The 19284-nt window shown below is 38.8% G+C and carries 12 protein-coding genes, 1 tRNA gene and 1 pseudogene; 6 read left to right on the top strand and 8 right to left on the bottom strand.

Annotated features, from left to right (window positions below):
• Window positions 1–342 precede the first annotated feature (342 nt).
• Window positions 343–417: transfer RNA gene (locus MSBRW_RS02265), tRNA-Arg, on the bottom strand.
• Between the two features lie 349 nt (window positions 418–766).
• Here MSBRW_RS02265 and ilvE point away from each other — a divergent pair.
• The 3 genes from ilvE to MSBRW_RS02280 all read left to right on the top strand — a co-directional run bounded on the left by ilvE (window position 767) and on the right by MSBRW_RS02280 (window position 5496).
• Window positions 767–1645: a branched-chain-amino-acid transaminase gene (gene ilvE / locus MSBRW_RS02270; protein WP_011305607.1), complete on the top strand. Its 879-nt coding sequence runs from the start codon at window positions 767–769 to the stop codon at window positions 1643–1645.
• Between the two features lie 411 nt (window positions 1646–2056).
• Complete coding sequence (locus MSBRW_RS02275; protein WP_011305606.1) at window positions 2057–3985, top strand: molybdopterin biosynthesis protein; 1929 nt, start codon at window positions 2057–2059, stop codon at window positions 3983–3985.
• Window positions 3986–4401: 416 nt separating this feature from the next.
• A complete protein-coding gene (locus MSBRW_RS02280; RefSeq protein WP_011305605.1) occupies window positions 4402–5496 on the top strand; it encodes an OBG GTPase family GTP-binding protein in 1095 nt (364 codons plus the stop codon).
• A gap of 331 nt (window positions 5497–5827) precedes the next feature.
• Here the strand turns inward: MSBRW_RS02280 and MSBRW_RS02285 are convergent, their stop codons facing one another.
• Window positions 5828–7096 carry an anion transporter gene (locus MSBRW_RS02285; protein ID WP_011305604.1) on the bottom strand — a complete coding sequence of 423 codons (1269 nt, stop codon included), beginning with the start codon at window positions 7094–7096 and terminating at the stop codon, window positions 5828–5830.
• A gap of 216 nt (window positions 7097–7312) precedes the next feature.
• Between MSBRW_RS02285 and MSBRW_RS02290 the strand changes: the two genes are divergently transcribed.
• A complete protein-coding gene (locus tag MSBRW_RS02290; RefSeq protein WP_011305603.1) occupies window positions 7313–7504 on the top strand; it encodes a hypothetical protein in 192 nt (63 codons plus the stop codon).
• A gap of 1848 nt (window positions 7505–9352) precedes the next feature.
• Here the strand turns inward: MSBRW_RS02290 and purH are convergent.
• On the bottom strand, window positions 9353–10969 hold the full coding sequence (gene purH / locus MSBRW_RS02300) for a bifunctional phosphoribosylaminoimidazolecarboxamide formyltransferase/IMP cyclohydrolase (RefSeq protein WP_011305602.1): 1617 nt from the start codon (window positions 10967–10969) through the stop codon (window positions 9353–9355).
• A gap of 392 nt (window positions 10970–11361) precedes the next feature.
• Between purH and MSBRW_RS02305 the strand changes: the two genes are divergently transcribed.
• Entirely contained in the window at window positions 11362–12714 is a 1353-nt protein-coding gene (locus tag MSBRW_RS02305; RefSeq protein ID WP_011305601.1) for a dihydrolipoyl dehydrogenase family protein, read from the top strand.
• A gap of 113 nt (window positions 12715–12827) precedes the next feature.
• On the top strand, window positions 12828–13535 hold the full coding sequence (gene nth, locus MSBRW_RS02310; protein WP_011305600.1) for an endonuclease III: 708 nt from the start codon (window positions 12828–12830) through the stop codon (window positions 13533–13535).
• Window positions 13536–14027: 492 nt separating this feature from the next.
• On the opposite strand, the pseudogene MSBRW_RS02315 reads toward nth, so the two are convergent.
• The 5 genes and pseudogenes from MSBRW_RS02315 to MSBRW_RS02335 form a co-directional block, all read right to left on the bottom strand.
• A pseudogene (locus MSBRW_RS02315) lies at window positions 14028–14336 on the bottom strand (IS6 family transposase); the annotation flags it as partial.
• 174 nt (window positions 14337–14510) lie between these two features.
• Window positions 14511–15569, bottom strand: a complete 1059-nt coding sequence (locus MSBRW_RS02320; RefSeq protein WP_155398089.1) for a hypothetical protein — start codon at window positions 15567–15569, stop codon at window positions 14511–14513.
• Between the two features lie 160 nt (window positions 15570–15729).
• Window positions 15730–16371 carry a DUF3792 family protein gene (locus MSBRW_RS02325; RefSeq protein WP_011305597.1) on the bottom strand — a complete coding sequence of 214 codons (642 nt, stop codon included), beginning with the start codon at window positions 16369–16371 and terminating at the stop codon, window positions 15730–15732.
• Window positions 16372–17000: 629 nt separating this feature from the next.
• Entirely contained in the window at window positions 17001–17306 is a 306-nt protein-coding gene (locus MSBRW_RS02330; RefSeq protein WP_011305596.1) for a PDGLE domain-containing protein, read from the bottom strand.
• A 728-nt stretch (window positions 17307–18034) separates the two neighbouring features.
• The gene (locus tag MSBRW_RS02335) at window positions 18035–19021 is read right to left on the bottom strand and encodes a hypothetical protein (RefSeq protein ID WP_011305595.1); all 987 of its coding nucleotides are present in this window, start codon (window positions 19019–19021) and stop codon (window positions 18035–18037) included.
• Window positions 19022–19284: the final 263 nt, after the last annotated feature.

Here is a 19284-nt window from a genome sequence, read left to right on the forward strand (position 1 = left end):
AACTTTTGGCGCATTACTCTATCTATGTCTCTTACAATTTTGATCTACAATTTTGATCTACAATTTTGATCCTACAATTTTGATATAAGATTTTCCAAACCAAAAGTTGCGCGTACTCTGGTAAAACTGCAGCTTATGTTAATACTCCTTACTGCAGAAAAGGCTCCCAATACAGAAAAGGCCTGAAAACAGAAAGGGCAGGTAAAAGTATAAAGTTCTACAGAAAAATGGTAAGCACGTCAGAAAGAAAGAGAGTGAAAATAGTTTGCGCAGGTTAATTTGAAGTAAGTAGATACTTCAAAAACAGTTTTTAAGGCTAGTTAGAATAGATAAATGATTAAGCGGGCTCGAAGGGATTTGAACCCCCGACGTCTGGGTTAGAAGCCCAGCGCTATATCCTGGCTAAGCCACGAGCCCTGTTTGCTTTTCTTAGTACGGAATACGAAATAAGCGTTCTAACATAAAAGCTTTTTGTATGGATACATTAATTGGGACTGTAATTATCTTAAAATATTTATATAGAAGCGGAATTGTAATATATATTTAGTATATACTGACTTATTCGGCATTTTACTTAGGAATTTGCCAGTATGGAAACTTCCCTGAGGCTTTGAATTTTTAAAACCCCGCGCAGAGCTTACATACTGTCAATGAGTGAAAAAGTAAATGGTTTATAGGGTTTGCATATTACAATCATATTTATTGACATTATCAAGAAAATAAGTAAACTCTATAAAGTAGTAAGATTGCAAAGGATTGTTCGCAAATGAGTGAGTTATTGATCTACTTGGATGGGAAGTTTGTTCCCAAATCCGAAGCCAAAGTTTCGGTCTACGACCATGGTTTCCTCTACGGCGACGGTGTTTTTGAAGGCATAAGGGCATACAACGGCCGTGTCTTTAAGTTAAAAGAGCACGTTGACAGGCTTTATGACTCGGCAAAGGCAATTGCAATGGATATCCCCCTTACAAAGGAAGAAATGAGTGAAGCAATACTTGAAACCCTCAGGAAAAATAACCTTAAAGATGCATACATCCGTCCTGTTGTTTCGAGAGGGGTTGGAGATCTCGGGCTTGACCCCCGCAATTGTGGAAAACCCTGCGTGGTTGTCATAGCCCAGGGTTGGGGAGCCATGTACGGCGACCTGTATGAAGTCGGACTCAAAGCCGTCAGTGTCTGTGTCCGGAGAAATGCTCCTGATGCTATATCCCCTAATATCAAGTCTCTGAACTACCTGAACAATATCCTGGCAAAGATTGAAGCCAATGAAAAAGGAGGAGACGAAGCCATTTTCCTGGATCATAACGGCTTTGTCTGTGAGGGTTCAGGAGATAATATCTTCGTAGTTAAGAATAATAAGGTTCTTACTCCCTATACAATCAGCAACTTAAAAGGGGTTACCAGAGCCACAGCTATCGAGCTTCTTGATGAGATGGGATACAAAGTCATCGAAGCAAATCTCGGCCTATTTGACCTTTACACAGCCGATGAAGTTTTTGTCACAGGCACTGCAGCTGAAGCTGCTCCTATAACCAGACTTGACGGTAGGGTTATAGGTACAGGCAAACCCGGGCCTATGACACTGAAGATGGCTAAAGCTTTTGAGAAAATAACCCAGAGTACGGGCGCACCAATTTATAAATAAACAGGCAGCTCTGAAAAATGAAAGAAACAAAAAGGGCAATAAAATCAAGCGGGGTTTTTCCCGCCACGATTTTTTTGGACAATTTTCTGAAGCAGTTTTTGTCTGAGCCTTTTTTTAAGTTCCTACTTAAGCTGTTTTAAGTCCCTTTTGAGTTTCTTTTAAGTTCGTGTTTATTTATGTTCTATGTCCTTTGACTTTCTACTTAGTTTCTATTTGGACTAATTTTGAATTTTTATTTAATCTGTTACCTGGACTAATTTTGAGTTTCTTTTTAAACTTCGATTTGAGCAGCTCTTAACTAACTTGCCTTCCTGATTTTTCGAGGAGGAAAAAGTGAGTATAAAACATGCCCGGAAATGCTATTAAACTAGAAAACTTATCTGAAGGCCTATAAATTAGGGTTGAATTTCTATGAAACGCAAAGAATTTCGGAAACTGATCTCTGTAGAGAAAGCACGTGAAATAATTAACAGCCTGCAGGTTCTTCCCAGGCAGGAAAGCTTAGCCCTTGAAAACGCTTACGGTGAAATCCTTGCAGAGGATATTGTTACCGAAATTAATGTCCCTCCTTTTCCAAGAGCTATAATGGATGGGTATGCAGTTAGGGCAGAGGATACGTATGCGTGCAGCGAAACTGAGCCTGTAAAACTCAAACTTCTGGGAAACGTCCAGGCCGGGTCGAATGAAAAATTCAAGGTTTCATCGGGGGAATCCGTGGAAATATCTACAGGAGCGCCGATTCCTGAAGGAGCTAACGCTGTGGTCATGGTTGAATATAGTTCTGAAGGAGACAGCACCGTATCGATTTACAGTCCTGTAACTGTGGGAGAAAATATCATGAAAGCCGGTTCGGACATCCGGAAGGGAGAGCGTGTTCTCAGGGCAGGACGAAAGCTTGGGATCAGGGAAATCGGAGTACTTGCTTCTGTTGGGAAAAAGGATGTGCCTGTCTCTAAACTACAGGTCGGGATAATCTCAACTGGAGACGAGCTTGTGCATCCCGGAGAAAAACTTACTCCCGGAAAGATATACGATGCAAACTCTTACACGTTATATGCCGGTATACATGAATGTGGAGCTTTCCCTCTGCTTTACGGGATTGTAGAAGATAACGAGGCAGCCATGAAAGAGGCACTTGAAACTGCGGTTTCGGAGTGTGACCTGATTCTGACTTCTGGAAGCACGTCATCGGGATCTGGAGACGTGATGTACAGGCTCATAGATGAAATAGGAGAAACCCTTGCCCACGGCATAAGTATAAAACCTGGAAAACCTGTGGTCATTGGAATAATAAAAGGTGTCCCCATAATAGGGCTGCCCGGAAACCCTACCTCTGCATTAATGATTTTTAACGAATTTGTAGCTCCCCTTCTTAGAAAAGCCCTTGGAGAAGATAAAGTGCTTAAAAAAACGGAAAAAGGAATTATGGGCACAGTTTTCCGTTCCGAAGGAAGACAGCAATTTCTCCCAGTAGGCTTGATCCGGGAAAGGGTTTATCCAGCAGACAAAGGCTCAGGCGCTATCACATCTCTTTCCGGGGCAGATGGCTTTATTGAAATTCCATCCAGTACAGAGTTTATCGAAGCGGGAACTCCCGTAGAAGTGACTCTTTTCGGGAAGGTTGAAAAACCTGATCTCCTGATAGCAGGCGGTTTCTGTCCTGGCTTTGACCTGCTTGAAGACCTTAGTGGACTTCGTCTCAGGACCCTTTACACAAGTTCAAGTGGAGGCTTTAGCGCAATTGCCGCAAATACAGCAGATATTGCAGGCGTGAATATGCCGTCACAAGACTCCAGGGGGCCGGATGGAATCCTTTATAACATCCCTACAATCGAGAATATGGGACTTTTAGACATTGCTCTTGTCAAAGGGTACAGGCGGGAAGTAGGGCTTCTTGTCAGGCAGGATAGCCCGGTTTCCGGGCTTTCGGATCTTCCGGGAAAACAACTGATTAACCGGAACCGGGGTTCAGGCACAAGAGCTCTATTAGACCTGAAAATTACAGAATTTGTAGCTGGAAAGGGAATTAGTAAAAAGGAGTTTACAGATTCGATTCCTGGTTATACATCTGGAGCAAAATCAGAGGTAGCTGTCTGTGAAGCCGTTGTCTCCGGAAAGGCTGAGGTAGGTGTAGGAATAAGAAACTGTACCAAAAAGAACGGTCTCAAATTTGTAAAATTTGCAGAAGAAGAATACGATTTCCTTATAAAGAAGGAAATTCTGGAAACTCCCGAAGTCCGCAGGTTTCTGGAAGTTCTTAATTCCCCAGAATTCGCTTCAAAGCTTCCCGATGGGCTGCATGTGTATGAGAGGACAGGAGAAATAATTTTCTTTGAATAAAAAATAATCTTAACTATAGAAGAGATTGTCTCTTTGAGACAGTCCCTTTGAATAAGAGGGGTAGTCTCTTTGAGACAGCACCTTTCTTAAATAATGGACAGGCTCTTGAACAGGCTTTTGGTGAATAAACTTTCGCCGGAAGTAGTTTTCAATAGGCTTGGGAGTAGTTTTCAATAAGCTTTAAATATTATTATAATTATTATGAAATATAAATGTTCTGAGTAGCCCTATTATTCAGAACCACTAAATAAAACCATTCCATAGGTATATATATTGCATTCAACTATTCAGGATAAAATATCCAGATACGGATCTCTTTTGGATCAAAAAGGGTTTGTAGAGACCGCTTGGACACGGTTTCTTTTTCTAATTAATATGAAAATCATTTCTTTAGTCCCTAAATCGGCAGGTTCCAGATGAGCAGCATACAGGAGCAAATACAGGAAATCGAAGACGAAATTCGAAAGACCCAGTACAATAAAGCAACTTCCCATCACATAGGCCGTCTTAAAGCCAAGATCGCTCGCCTGCGAGATGAGATCGAGAAAAAAGCCTCGGCAAGAGGAGGAGGGGAAGGGTACTCGGTCAGAAAATCAGGAGATGGAACTGTAACACTTGTAGGTTTTCCATCAGTAGGAAAATCTACGCTTCTGAACAAAATCACGGGTGCCAATTCTGCAGTGGGTGCATATGAGTTTACTACCCTTACAGTTGTGCCAGGAGTGCTGGAACATAAAGGGGCAACAATTCAGTTCCTTGATGTCCCAGGGCTTGTAAAAGGCGCTTCTTCAGGACGTGGGCGTGGAAGGGAAGTCATATCAGTTATCAGGAACTCTGATATGGTTATATTTTTGCTTGATGTCTTCCAGCCAAAGCATTACGATGTACTTATGGACGAACTTTATCAGGCCGGAATTCGCATAGACCAGGAGCCCCCTGATGTAGTAATCAAGAAAAAAGAACGGGGCGGGATAGAGATCAACTCAACCGTTGACCTTGACCTGGATGAGGAAACTATCAAGGCTGTGCTGGATGAGTATAAGATCCACAACGCAAGTGTACTTATAAGAGATAACATAACAGTTGACCAGCTTATTGACGTTGTCCTGGACAACCGCAGCTATGTCAGGTCTCTAATAGCTGTTAACAAGGTTGACCTTGCCTATCCCCAATTGATCGAAGAATGCAGAAAGCTATACCCTAACGCGATCTTTATTTCAGCTCATGAGGGCATAAATATCGAGACTCTCAAAGACTCTATTTACGACAGGTTGGGTTTCATTCGGGTCTACTTAAAACCACAGGGCCAGTCTGCAGACATGGAAGAGCCCCTGATAGTTATGAGCGGAACCAATATAGGCCAGATTTGCGATCGCCTGCACAGGGATTTCCGCAGGAAGTTCCGATATGCCCAAGTCTGGGGTGACTCTGCAAAGCACCCGGGGCAGAGAGTAGGCATTGATCATAGAATGCAGGATGAGGATATTCTTACAATTATCATCCAGAAGTAAACATTCTGAAGTAAAATTAGTAAACATCCAGAAGTAAAAGAAGTAACGGAAATACAAAGAGAAAAACGGAGACGCGAAAAAGAAATATCTGGTCCTTTCGCATCCCGCATTTTTTTGAGTTTATACACTCTCAAAGGCCTGTACTGTTTTGAGTTTATACGCTCTCAAAGGCCTGTGCTGTTTTGGAAGTGTTTGAAAAAACACTTTTTTCCGGTTATTTTTGAAATTCATACAGTTTCTGGCTTCAATTTTTTCCTCAAACTCGACAGCAAATTCAGCCGGGATTTTTCTGGGTATACTTCTATAATTTATTCTAAGAACTTTATGGGTTTTAAAAGTTAAGGAAGATTAAGTAGGTAATAGCATCCAAAATAGTAAGTAAAACTCCAATTTTAGAGAATTCGGCAAATGATAGAGTATTTCCTTCTTTTTCCGCGTTTTGGATAATTATAACATTGCTTGCAGCTCCAAGGATCAAAAGGTTTCCCGCAATTGTACTTCCTGCAGCAAGCGCCATCAGTTGCCCTTGAGAAACTGTACTGCCCATGGCAGGCAGATAGAGCGCAACAAAGGGGACATTAGATATAAGTTGGCTGAGCCCAATGCTGAGCGCGAGAATCATTGACACAGAGCCTAACTGAGGAGACATTCTGGCAAGCAATTCCTGGCATGCTCCGGAAATCCATACGCTTTTCATTAGCACAAACATTGAAACAAAGAAAACTAGGGTTGACCAGTCAATATTTTTCAGGACCTCAATGCGTTTTCTACTGAGCAGGACGGGCGATGCGGAGATAAGAGCAATCCAGCTCAAATCAAAGTCCCAGTCAGGGGAAAATTCCACCAGGAAAATCTTACAGGCTATGAGAACCAACAAAAGCAAAAGAGCAATTTTTGAAGCACGGGCAAGTTCAGGGTCATTAATGACTTCTTCGGATTGAGTAAGGGTTGATTTTCCAAATTCTTCTCGGTAAAAGAGTTTTAGCACTGCGTAAGCAATTAAAAGACATATAAGGGTTGGCAGGGCGAGTGAACGCAAAAATATTACAAACGGGGAATCCAGGTTTCCACCGATTGCTATGAGGAGGTTCTGCGGGTTTCCAATAGGGCTCATAACGCTTCCTGTAGTTACCCCAAATGCCAGAGAAAAGAGCATGAGTTTGGGAGATACGTTGTACTTTCTGGCAAATCCCAGAACAAGTGGAGTGCCCATGATAGCCAGAGTATCATTCATGAGAATTGCAGAAAAAATTCCTGTAGAAAACAGCACAAGTAAAACAAGTTGATCCGTATTCTTTGCCCTGGAAACTATCCGGTTTCCGAGACAGGCAAGATACCCACTCATGTTAAGTGCTTCTCCTACGCAAAAAGCCCCGAAAAGGAAGATGAGCACATCCATATTAATCGCTTCAAGAGCTTCTTGGGGAGAAATCTCACCGAGCAACAGTACAAGTATCGCTCCAAAGGCCATGATTTGCCATATCTGCAGCCTTAAAGATCCTACTTGCCTGAGAGCGGTAAGTACAAAGACACCCAGAAGAATAAGCACGGAAAGGTCAGGTAAAGGTATAGGAGAAGACAGTATAAACTCTGCTGGCATAGGACGCACGAACTTAACAATATCTATTTAGAATGTGATTCCAGCTTATGTATAAAACTCCTGCGCTCATGGGCGAGTTTCTAAAATAAATCAATTTTAGAATAAATCAATTTTAGAATAAATCAATTTTAGAATAAATCAATTTTAGAATAAAGCAATTTTCAAGGATATAAAAAACACAAAACGTTTAAATGTAAATTGATAGACTTTTTAAATATGACAATCTTTTTTCCTTTTTCTGCAACCATCCGTTATGAGGAAAGCTTTTTTATCTCAATCTGTCCTGAAGCTGATATAATTTGCAAGGGAATCACTATTGAAGAAGCTATTGAAAATCTAAAAAAAGAAGTGGAAAAATTCCTTGGTGAAGAACTGTCCCAGGGATTTTCGAAAATCATATTTTACTGAATGAGCCTATCCCATAACTCAAAACTGCTTCTCTAAATCTCGAATAGGGAGTGATCAATGGTTTTCAGATCACGGAAAATAGTTCTGAAACTTTTATCTATTTGAGGATAAAATTGGTTTTGGGATAGGCTCAATTTAAAATTTATAGTTTTCTTCCGGAAATATAGATTCTTCTGATTTGAAGTCAGGGCAGTTATCAATGATTTTCATCAAAAGCCAGAACTCTATAACAGAATAGATAGGATCTCTGGCAAAGAGGCTCCTGGTTTTACCGACATCGTGAAACACGCGGTAAAAGGATTTTAACAGAATTAGCAGAAATAAGAGCAGGAAAAATAAGAGAAACATACATTAAAAGGAGGGTAAGGAAAAGCCCGGAAATTTATGTTCCTTTTACCGTAGCCCCCGTTACGGTCGATCTGAAAATACGCTCCCCCAAGCATATTATTCAGAATAGGATCAAAAGCTTCCGGGCAATTCTTTACTTACTATTCACACCCGTTACTCACTCTTCCTGTTATCTCTAGTGTACAACATAGAATAATTCCTATAATTATTTTAAATTAATTATATCAAAAATTAGTTCCAAACGAAAAATGCTTTCGCATAAAAAGTTTTAAAATCGGAGTATGATTTCATGTTATGCGAGTTTTTAGCGTTCATGTCAAAAGAGTTTTTAACGTTAACTATGGGGGGTTAATAGATTTTGAAACGGGAAGACAGTAGTAATAGGTTTGAGATTGTGAGTTAATTTACAGTTTACTATCTGACGAAGCTCTCAATAAAAATCTGCAAAGATATTTTTCAACTTTTCAAAGAAGCGGTAAGATAATTGATAATAAGGCCAGAAGTCAAAAAATATGTCAAAAAATATGTCAAAAAATATGTCAAAAAATATGTCAAAAAAGACCATAGGACAATAAGGCCATAGGACAAAAAGACCATAGGACAAAAAGACCATAGGACAAAAAGACCATAGGCTAGAGAGAATAAAAGATTTAGTAAACCGGAAAAACGTAAGAAAATTCCTGGAGGCACTGTACCCGTTTACTGTATCCCCCAATAAGTCTCTCCCCCAATAAGTCTCCCTGATTACTATGCTCCCGTGAGCATAATTTTCAAAGAAGGATCAGTAATCTCCAGGCTATTCTCTTATCTATCGAGGTGGCTACTCATCTAACTTCCTAACTCCATAATATACTATGAGCATAAATTATTTTAAATTAATTATATGAAAAATTGTTTTTAATCAAAATATATTTTGACGTAAAAGATTTTAGTTCCAGGATATATTCAAATATCGGACAATATTTTTAGGTATTCTCTTTTTTGGCTAATACTATTTTTTTATAGATTCCCAGATTATATTCAGTGACTATTCAGTGACGGTTGAATTAACTCTTAGCAGATAAAAAGAGTTGTGTGCAGATCAAGGGTATAAGATAAATTATTAACTTTGAAATAAACAGGATCGACAGATGAATCATAGGGTAAAATAAGGAATAGGCAGAAAAGTACTATATTTAAAAAATCCTAAAACAACATATAACAATACAACTATCTTTTAAAAAATAAAATGTTAATCCTGAAACAAAATCGTTTAAACGACTTTTAAATCAATTTAAACAAATTTTATTTCAGTTTTAACGATGCCTCCCAGTTTCAGAGCAATGTCTGAGTACTTAGGAGACCAAAAGATAGCTTACTAAAACACTGTCATTCTTTAAACACAGGAGATGGTCCTGTGTGATTTGCTGTCGGATAGTCGTAAGAACGTTTCAGAAAACCCCTGAGTTTTTAACTCAGGGATATTCACGTATTATTTTTTATTGACACATGAAAAGCTTATTAATGAAGGAAGTGGCGCATGCCTGTAAAGACCATGGAAACTCCTAGCCGATTTGCAGCAGCAATGACTTCGCCGTCCCGAATTGATCCACCTGGGGAAACTATATAGCGAATATTATTTTCTGCTGCATGAACTATGCTGTCGTCGAAGGGGAAAAAGGCGTCTGAGGCCATTACGCATTCTGACATGACTTTCTGGCAATAAGCTTCAAAAGAGATTGCAGGATTTTCCCGTTCGTAAATCACCTTGAGATTTTCAACAGCTTTTGTGGCTGCAAGTTTGCGAATTGAGTCAACCCTATTCGGTTGTCCTGCGCCCATAGCAAGTACCATGAAGAAACCTGGCTCGTACTCATGAGCAAGGATCACGGAATTGGATTTAGTTGACTTACAGGCTTTAAGGCAGAATTCCGAAAGAGAGCGCTTCTCTTCAGGATAGGGCATGTCTGTGACTGACTCCCATTTTTCGTAGAGGCCAATATCGCGACTCTGCTTGAGCATTCCTCCTATTACATACTTATATGTGTAGTCTGTCCCGAAAGCTTCCCTGAGATCAGGCAGTTTAAGAAGTCTAAGATTTTCACTTTTGTTTTTCAGGTATTCAAGAGCATCGGGGTTGAAGTCAGGAGCAAGAATTATCTCTACAAATTTTCCGTTAAGAAAAGTCGCAGCTTCAAGATCAAAGGTTTCATTGGTGCAGATTATACTTCCATAAGCTGAAATCGGGTCTCCGTCCCAGGCAGCCTGGAGAGCCTGCAGGAGTGTGTTTCCGGTTGCAAGTCCACATGGATTATTATGTTTTACGATTGCCACGGCGGGGTGAGCATTTCCGAGTTCTTTTACTGTCTGAAGGGCGTTATCGGCATCCACATAATTATTATAGGAGAGTTCTTTCCCATGCAACTGGGTGGCTTTTGCCAGAGTTGGACCTTCTATTTTGGAATCTTTGTAAAAATAGGCTTTCTGGTGCCAATTTTCCCCATAGCGAAGTTTTACACCGTCGGTAAAATTCATGCGGAGCACGTTTTCGCCGAGCAGGGTTCTACTTAGATAGGTATCAATGGTTGCGTCATAATCCGCAGTATGTCTGAAAGCCTTAACTGCAAGGGCAGCTCGAGTTTCCTCCGAAACTACCCCTGTTGAGCGAAGTTCTTTGAGGACACGCCCGTAGTCCAACGGGTCTGAGAGTACTGTAACCGAACGGTAGTTTTTAGCTGCCGAACGAAGAAGAGTTGGTCCTCCGATGTCTATGTTCTCAATGGCTTCTTCGAGTTCGACGCCTTCTTTTGAGACTGTTACCTCAAATGGATAGAGGTTTACAGCCACCATGTCAATAAGCGAAATGTCTTCTCTTTCAGCTTCAGCCATCTGTTCCTTGCTCTCTCGCAGGCATAAGAGTCCGCCATGAATTCTTGGATGGAGGGTTTTGACCCTTCCTCCCATCATCTCCGGACATCCCGTGACTTCCGAGACATCGGTAACTTCTATGCCGGCGTCGCGAAGAATTTTCGCTGTTCCGCCTGTTGAAATTATTTTCACGCCAAGTAATTCAAGCCCGCGTGCGAATTCTGCAATTCCTGTCTTGTCTGAGACGCTGAGCAGTGCCCTCTTTACCAAAAAATCACCAATATCATTGGTTTAAATATTCTTAGCTATAAAACTTATGGTCTACACATTATTATATTAAAAAGGAGCATTTTTTTCTGGAGAAACCGAATTTATATTTTACAAATCTAGTATTTTCATTAAGGTGCTTCCAGAATTCTTCTGGGAATATGGATTATAGTTCTTTAAGTTTTTGTTACTTTTTATGCATATATCTCTGAAGTTACACATTTTTTGCTTTTTTTCTTTAACCAGATTCCGGTAAAATACTTTTTTCTTGGGCCAGAATTCAGGTGAAATACTTATTCTCTGAAATCAAAATGGATAAAAATTGTATATAATATATAATTTTAAAACATTTTTAATTCGTTTCAGCAAACAATCTTAGAGGGTTGGGGAGTTCAATGGAAAATAAATATGATATTATAATTATTGGAACGGGTACTGCAGGCAGAACTTTTGCGGGTAAGGTTGCACATTCAGGATTAAAGATTGCTATAGTTGACTCCAGGGAATATGGAGGCACCTGCCCTATAAGGGGATGTGATCCAAAAGAAGTGCTTACCAATATCACTAAGGTCATTGACTCTAGTAATCGACTAATGGGAAAAGGTGTAAGGATAGACGCTCCTTTAAAACTCGATTGGACTTCACTCATCAAGTTCAAAAAGACATTTACGGAAGGCTATTCCAGCAAAACAGAGAAACATCTGGTTGGGATGGGAATTGATACATATCATGGGAGAGCGCATTTCGAAAATCAAAACACAGTCGTTGTTGGAATGGATAAACTTAAAGGGGAGCATATTTTCCTGGCTACGGGTGCAAAGCCCAGAACACTCAATATTCCCGGTGAGGAGTACATTATCACAAGTGAGAAGCTAATGGAAACCAAAAAGCTTCCTGAGAAAATCATTTTCATCGGAGGCGGGTATATATCCATGGAGTTCGCTCATATTGCGCGAAGAACTGGAGCCGAAGTAACAATCCTGCAAAGAAGTGAAAAGGTTCTGAGAGCTTTTGATTCTGATATGGTAGACCTGCTTATGAAAGCTTCTAAAGCTGCAGGAATCAAAATTCTTACAAATAAACCTGTCATTTCAGTAGAAAAAGATAATAATGGTCTTATTTTAAAGGTTCAATCTCAATCTGAAACTGAACCAGAAATTCAGATCTTCCGTGCAGATATGGTAGTGCAAGGGGCAGGTCGTGTAGCCGATATAGAGGATTTGCGTCTTGAAAATGCCAGGATTAAAACCGAAAAGGGAGCTATTGTAGTTGATAAGCACATGAGGACCTCAAACTCCCGAATCTATGCAGGTGGAGATTGCGCATTGGAAGGCATGCAGCTAACTCCTGTAGCAGCTCTTCAGGGAGAAGTTGCCGCAATTAATGTCCTTGAGGGCGATAGTGCCGAGGCAGACTACACAGGCATTCCGAGTGCAGTCTTTACCATTCCGGTTCTAGCGTCGGTAGGAATCAGTGTGGCTAAAGATGACGATAAGTATAAAGTGATTTTCCAGGATAGAAGCAACTGGTACACAACCCGAAAAAAAGGAATGGAGTTTGCAGCTTCAAAAGTAATTATTGATGAAGCAAATGACCGTATAATGGGAGCGCATATTCTGGGCCCTAATGCCGAGGAAGCTATCAATATTTTCGCTTCGGTAATGCGGCTTGGGCTCAAGGCATCGGACATAAAAAAACTGATCTTTACCTATCCTACTACATGTTCGGATATTCCTTATATGCTGTAATCTGCAGTACCGGACGCATAATTGAGAATTCTAAGGGATCTTCAAGAAAATATCATTTCCTCAAAAGAATAATTCCCGGCTAAAGGCGGAAAACAATTGAAGACGGAGTTAGCATGCCTGAAAAAAAGTCAAAAAAATCTGATAATCAGGGTTTCGTTTCCGAATATGATCTTCCTGATAACAGACACAATTTCGACCGGATCTGGGCTCTTTTAAAAGAAGAGTATCCTGACGTAAAACCCTCTCTTAATTACAGCAATCCACTTGAACTGCTTGTGGCAACTGTTCTTTCAGCCCAGTCAACTGACGTACAGATTAATAGAGTAACTGAGAAACTGTTCAAAAAGTACAGGACTGCAGAAGATTATGCCAGTGCAGACCTCAGGGAACTTGAAAACGATCTATATTCCACAGGTTTTTACAAAAGCAAGGCAAAGAATATCAAAACTGCTGCGCAGATGATTGTAGAGAAGTACAATGGAGAAGTCCCGAAAACTATGGAAGAACTTACCAGTTTGCCAGGGGTCGGAAGGAAAACGGCTAATATAGTACTTGCCAGAGCATTCGGGGTAGTAGAGGGAGTTGCTGTAGATACCCATGTAAAAAGGGTTTCAAGAAGGCTGGGACTTACGAAAAACTCCGACCCCGCTAAAATTGAACAGGACATTGTCTCACTTGCACGAAGGGAAGATCTTGATTCAATCTCCATGACCCTGATCTATCATGGGAGGAAAGTCTGCCAGGCAAAAAAACCAAAATGTAAAATCTGTATTGTAAAGGACTTATGTCCTTCGAGTGTTATATTTATTAGCAGTGCTTGAATGTTTTTTCAAGCTTGAATGTTTTTTCCAGAGACAGAATACTAAATTATTTTATTGAAGCAAAACCTGTAAAGTTTTACTGAAAAGATTTACTTTTTCAAAGATATTTTTATGTGTGATATTTTTATGTGTGAGCCGTTTCTCCCCTACCTTTCGGGAAGAGAAACGGTTTTCATTTGGATTCGGTTAAGGATTTTTAGCTGCTGATCTCGATTTCGACGGAAAAACTCAAATCCAAATGTTTAGTGTTTAAATTGAAATCGATATCATATTCCAGTTTTGCATTTGAGGAATAATTTAACAAATTTTATGAAAATCAATGCAATTGATAACGATTTTTGGTTCCGTTGCAAAAAATTTCTTCTCGTACTTTGAGGCTATAATTGGTGCCTTTAAGTACCACTTTTCTGATGAGAAAAATAATTAACTTTCCTAATTGTGAAGTTTTTCACCTGTTTTGTAAAATCGCCAGATTTTTTGCAACGGAACCAAATCAATTGTGTTTCCATTTGAGTCAACTGCTCTGTAAAGATATTTCCATTTTCCTTTCACTTTTACATAAGTCTCATCAACTCTCCAAGAGTCGTTTGTTGATCTTAAATGCCTTCTTACCTTCTTTTCGATTTCAGGTGAGTATTGATGTACCCATCTCATAATGGTTGTATGGTTGACTATTACCCCTCTTTCTGCCATCATTTCCTTTAAATTTCTATAACTAAGTGGGTATTTTAAGTACCATCTCACATTCAATAAGATAATTTCACCTACAAAGTGCTTCCATTTGAAGGAATTAGATAGCATATCACTACCTTTGATTTCATTTTTATTTTAGTATATCCCTGGCAGATATTTTTTGCAACGGAACCTTGTTTGTGAGCCCATGGGCGATTACCAAAATTTGATCCTCGCGAATATGGTCTTTTTCTTTTCTACAGGTGCTTCAATTGGGCAGCGTATCACAAGTTCTGTAAAATTTTAATTGCCTTTTAATAAACCTCTAAAAGCGCCACCAATTCCTCCATACAGAACTCCTGTAATAAGTGAGAAAAAAATTGTTGAAATTATATCGATACTTATGGAACCTAATATAGAGAAGTTTAAAGAAAACTTAAAGGAAGCCAAAGCCATTATCAGGGTATAGGGTAAAGCAACATATGCACCAGCTCGAATTCCTGATACTAATTTATTGGTACCCTTTGCTGAAATATACCCTCCTATTAACAGTGAAATGAGAGGCACTAATAATAACAGCATTGCATTTGCAGATTCGGGATAGTTCATCAATGAAAAGATATTTACCGGTTCTAATAATCCCATTGAACGGATATTTATACATTGGATATTTATATATATACCATGGGATAGGTAATAAATCATTCCTGTTAATTGTAAAGTATAATTATTAAGTATCCCTTTTGTAAGAGAACCTCCAAGAGATCCTAAGGCACCGCCTTTACTAAATGACGATACGATCATATTTTCACCTATTGTGAAAGTAATGTAGCTTAAGATTATTCCTACCATAAATGCTGTAAGAGCACCACCGATAGTAAAAATTAACTTATTTTCCAAGGCCTGCTTGTAATCACTTGCCTGCTTGTCACTTGCCTGCTTGTAATCACTTGCCTGCTTGTCACTTGCCTGCTTGTAATCACTTTCTCCCCGTCTATCTTTCTTTGTTTTTTTCTTTTTTTTGTTTGGATTGTAAAAATTTTGCTCAAGGTATATGTCACCGGTGGTGTCTTTGATTTTGATGGAGGGATTATTTTCTAATGCAAGCTGGTCAATGTTTTCAACGTTGACATTTATTACAATAGGTTCAATTTCCTTTATTAAACCTGGATTTTTCATTAGCAACTTCAGGATTTCCTGTTGAAGTTCTTCCTTTGCTTTTGGATCTTTGGAGTTTATGAGAACTTTTGTAAGTGCTTTTTCGAGGGATGAACTCATTTTAGGGCTTATTTTCTCCAGCAGAGCCTGTGCTCCTTTCCCACTTTCAGAACCGAGTTTTTCAAATGCCTTTTCATAAATCAACTCCACAAGAACTTCTTTGCCTTTGTCAACTGCAGGTTTTCCTGCAATGCACAGGGCAGACAAGGCAGGAACGAGAATATTTGTTGCTTGCTGAGCGAGCTGGGCGAGAGCGGCTGGATCCATAAAACACCTGGCAGCGTATCACAAGTTCTGTAAAATTTTAATTGCCTTTTAATAAACCTCTAAAAGCGCCACCAATTCCTCCATACAGAACTCCTGTAATAAGTGAGAAAAAAATTGTTGAAATTATGTCAGGACCTACATCGATACTCGCATAATCGAATGGAGAGAAGTTTAATGAAAATATGGAAGAAACTAGAACCATTATTAAGGTATAAGGTAAGGTAACATATGCACCAGCTCGAATTCCTGATACTAATTCATTTGTATCCTTTGCTGAAATATACCCTCCTATTAACAGTGAAATGAGAGGCACTAATAATAACAGCGTTGCATTTGCAGATTCGGGATAGTTCATCAATGAAAAGATATTTACCGATTCTGAGTATCCCATTGAACTGATATTTATAGATATACCATGGGATAGGTAATAAATCATTCCTATTAATTGTAAACTATAATTATTAAGTATCCCTTTTGCAAAAGAACCCCCAAGAGATCCTAAGGCACCGCCTTTACTAAATGACGATACGATCATATTTTCACCTATTGTGAAAGTAATGTAGCTTAAGATTATTCCTACCATAAATGCTGTAAGAGCACCACCGATAGTAAAAATTAACTTATTTCTTATTTGGTCTTCATTTGTGGTAAATCTTTCAAATTTTATTTCAGATTCCATGACATCACCAAAAGTAACCTTTGATCATACAACTACCATCTTTATCTGTACTGTCAAGTCGATGGGTGCCAAGAAATTATTCCAGCTACTGTCGAACGTATATATTATCTAGCTCCCGCAGGCATTACAGTACCCAATATCCCAGGAAAAGGAAGATAAGAAATCAAGAGTTATAGTTGCAGTTGATGTAAATAGCAACTAGGCCAAAAATAAGTTATACTCTTATATATATGTTTTTTTTTGATCTTAAATCATAAAAAAATAACATATTTAGTATATTGCAGTTTTAAAATTAAATGATTAATAATAATTTTAAGGCATTTTAAATTAGTTTTAAAATATTTATATAAAACTTCACTTTTCAATTTGTATGTATTAAATGTATATAAAATTTAATTAAATATTTTATACATTTGACGGTTCCGTTGCAAAAAATTTCTTCTCGTACTTTGAGGCTATAATTGGTGCCTTTAAGTACCACTTTTCTGATGAGAAAAATAATTAACTTTCCTAATTGTGAAGTTTTTCACCTGTTTTGTAAAATCGCCAGATTTTTTGCAACGGAACCCGATTTTTTCCTTAACCGATGACCAATGAAACGGTTTTTAAGGACAGAGAACTTTTTATGTTCAGTTTTTTTTGCTAAAAACTTTTCCCAGCCCTAAACTGATTGCCAGTACTGCAAGTGTTCCAACAGCTATTGCTGCTACTTCTCCCCCTTTTCCCAAGCCTTCTATTGAATAATCAGGCATCGGAGAGCCTACTACAGGTTCAGTCTTTTCAATTTTGGACATCTTCGATTCTTCAACTACCCCTCCAGCAGCACTTTCCAGTCCGTCGGGGTCAGAGGATGCAAGAAAAGGGGCTAGAACCGCGAGCAGAATTGCAATTGCAATTCCGACGTACAAGAATTTCATGTTTGATTTTCTGCTCATGCATGTGCCTCCTTTTTATGCTTTTCTGGTCTGGCAGTGTAATTATCCTCAAGAAGGTCAGGACGGGATTCCCTGAATTGGATTTACTCGTATTATGTAGTTTTTTAAACTCCTTCACTTACTCTTAATGTTTTATCACTGCAAGACGGTAAATTTTTCAGAAAATAATGCCCCGACTGCGTAAGAATATTATTAAAAAAGTTAATAAATTATAACAGAAAATAACCCAAAAGTCTTAAATATTAGCTGGTAATATCGATAAAAGAATCTCTGGCGAACAGACACAAAATAAAATTACCTCCTAAATCGCCTAAGTCATCCGAACTCCTTTTTTCCCTGCCTGTGGTAACAAAGCAGGCAGGAACTGGATGCAGAGCTTCTGAATTCCAGGTTAAACTGATGATTTTTTTCATAGTTATTTATTGTCTGAATTTAATCAAACTTTTTTAACCCTTGCAATGGAGTGTTCTGATTTTATGCATATTAGTGCGAGAACCAGGTATACTCAATGTTACATAATATAGAAGTAATTTTGAGCTTCAGACTCTGATTTATTATTTCGGCAATGACTTTAAGAGAGTGTCTTTGATTACTATTCGCATAAGTTTGGCATCGTCTTTATTGTATAATTTCACTCATATTTTTCTCCCCTATATTTGTTTTTTTCTGATATTTTTCCAGTTCTTGATGTTCAAGCTTTTTAAGGGAATTTTTCAATTTATTTGCCCTCATCTCTGGTTATCATCAATTCTGTCATACAGTTTTTCCAGATCTTTCTGCAACCTGTAAACCTCCTTTTTCCATATTTTTTTATCAAATTCCATACAGGGGCCCATTTTCAAAGCTGTTAGTTTCACATAATTCTGGGAAATTTTTCTGTTGTTGCAGGGAAGGCCGAAAGCCAGATCTGTTTTTTTGATGCTGTATTTCTCGTGGATCAGAAACTCGTAAAGTTCAGTAACCAGGTCTGGCTTTCCTTCGGAATTTTCGGAAAAGATTGGGCAAAGATCAACAAGATTCCTTAGGTGGAACTGGACGCCACGACTTTCAGGGCACAATTTCTTCGAGTTTGCAAACTTAAGCAGTTCTTTGAATTCAAGGAAAATATTTGTCTGCTCAAAACATGAGGGTAGAGTTTTTCCAAGGAAAATAAGGGTATGTATGCACTCATGAAAGAGGATTTTTGCTATCAGGAATTCGATTCTATCCTGAAGGTTCCATAACTTTTCGACCAGTTTCTTTTCCCACAACTCATAAGGATTTACCAGGACAAGGGATCGGTATATTATTTTCTTGTCTTCTCTAGAAATTATCTTTTTTGGCTCGAAGGCTAACCCTGGCATCATTCCAATAAATTGCACTCGGACCGCCAGATCCCAACAGTGTTTCCATTCCCCAAAACGCACACATTTTACCCGATAGTATTTTCCGTCAAAGTTAACTCTTTCTATTAGCCGGTACAGATCTTCACTTTGTTCTTTGATAAGAGCTTTTATCACAGTTTCCCGGTAAATGTTCAGATCGAGATAGAGAAGCCCTGGAGGAAAAAGTGAATAGTCAGGAGCAGGATTAGAAACAGGATAAGTAAAAGGAGATAAGTATAAGGCAACAGGAGAGGTTGGTGAAGGTGCAGGGAATAAATCATCCCGCACTCTATGTACCAGTAAGGTATTTTTTTCCTTTGGCGAAACTTTCTTTGTTCTTATTCCCTGCACCGTGATATACCCCTAGATCTCATTTCCCACTATATAAAGGCAGTTTGTATTACTAAATTTAACTTTAGTAATACTCTATATTAACATATCTTAATTAATAAATACTTTATCCTATAAAACTAACAATTAGTATTAACAAATCAGGGGATACAAAGAAACTCAAATTGCCTTCGATCTTTTAGAACTCTCTTAGCTCTGAGAACAGGGAAGCTTAAAATATTTAATTTTTTAAATAATATTATCTGGATTTATTGGACCCAGGT

Origin of the sequence: Methanosarcina barkeri str. Wiesmoor (assembly GCF_000969985.1) — an archaeon.
Lineage (GTDB): Archaea > Halobacteriota > Methanosarcinia > Methanosarcinales > Methanosarcinaceae > Methanosarcina > Methanosarcina barkeri_B.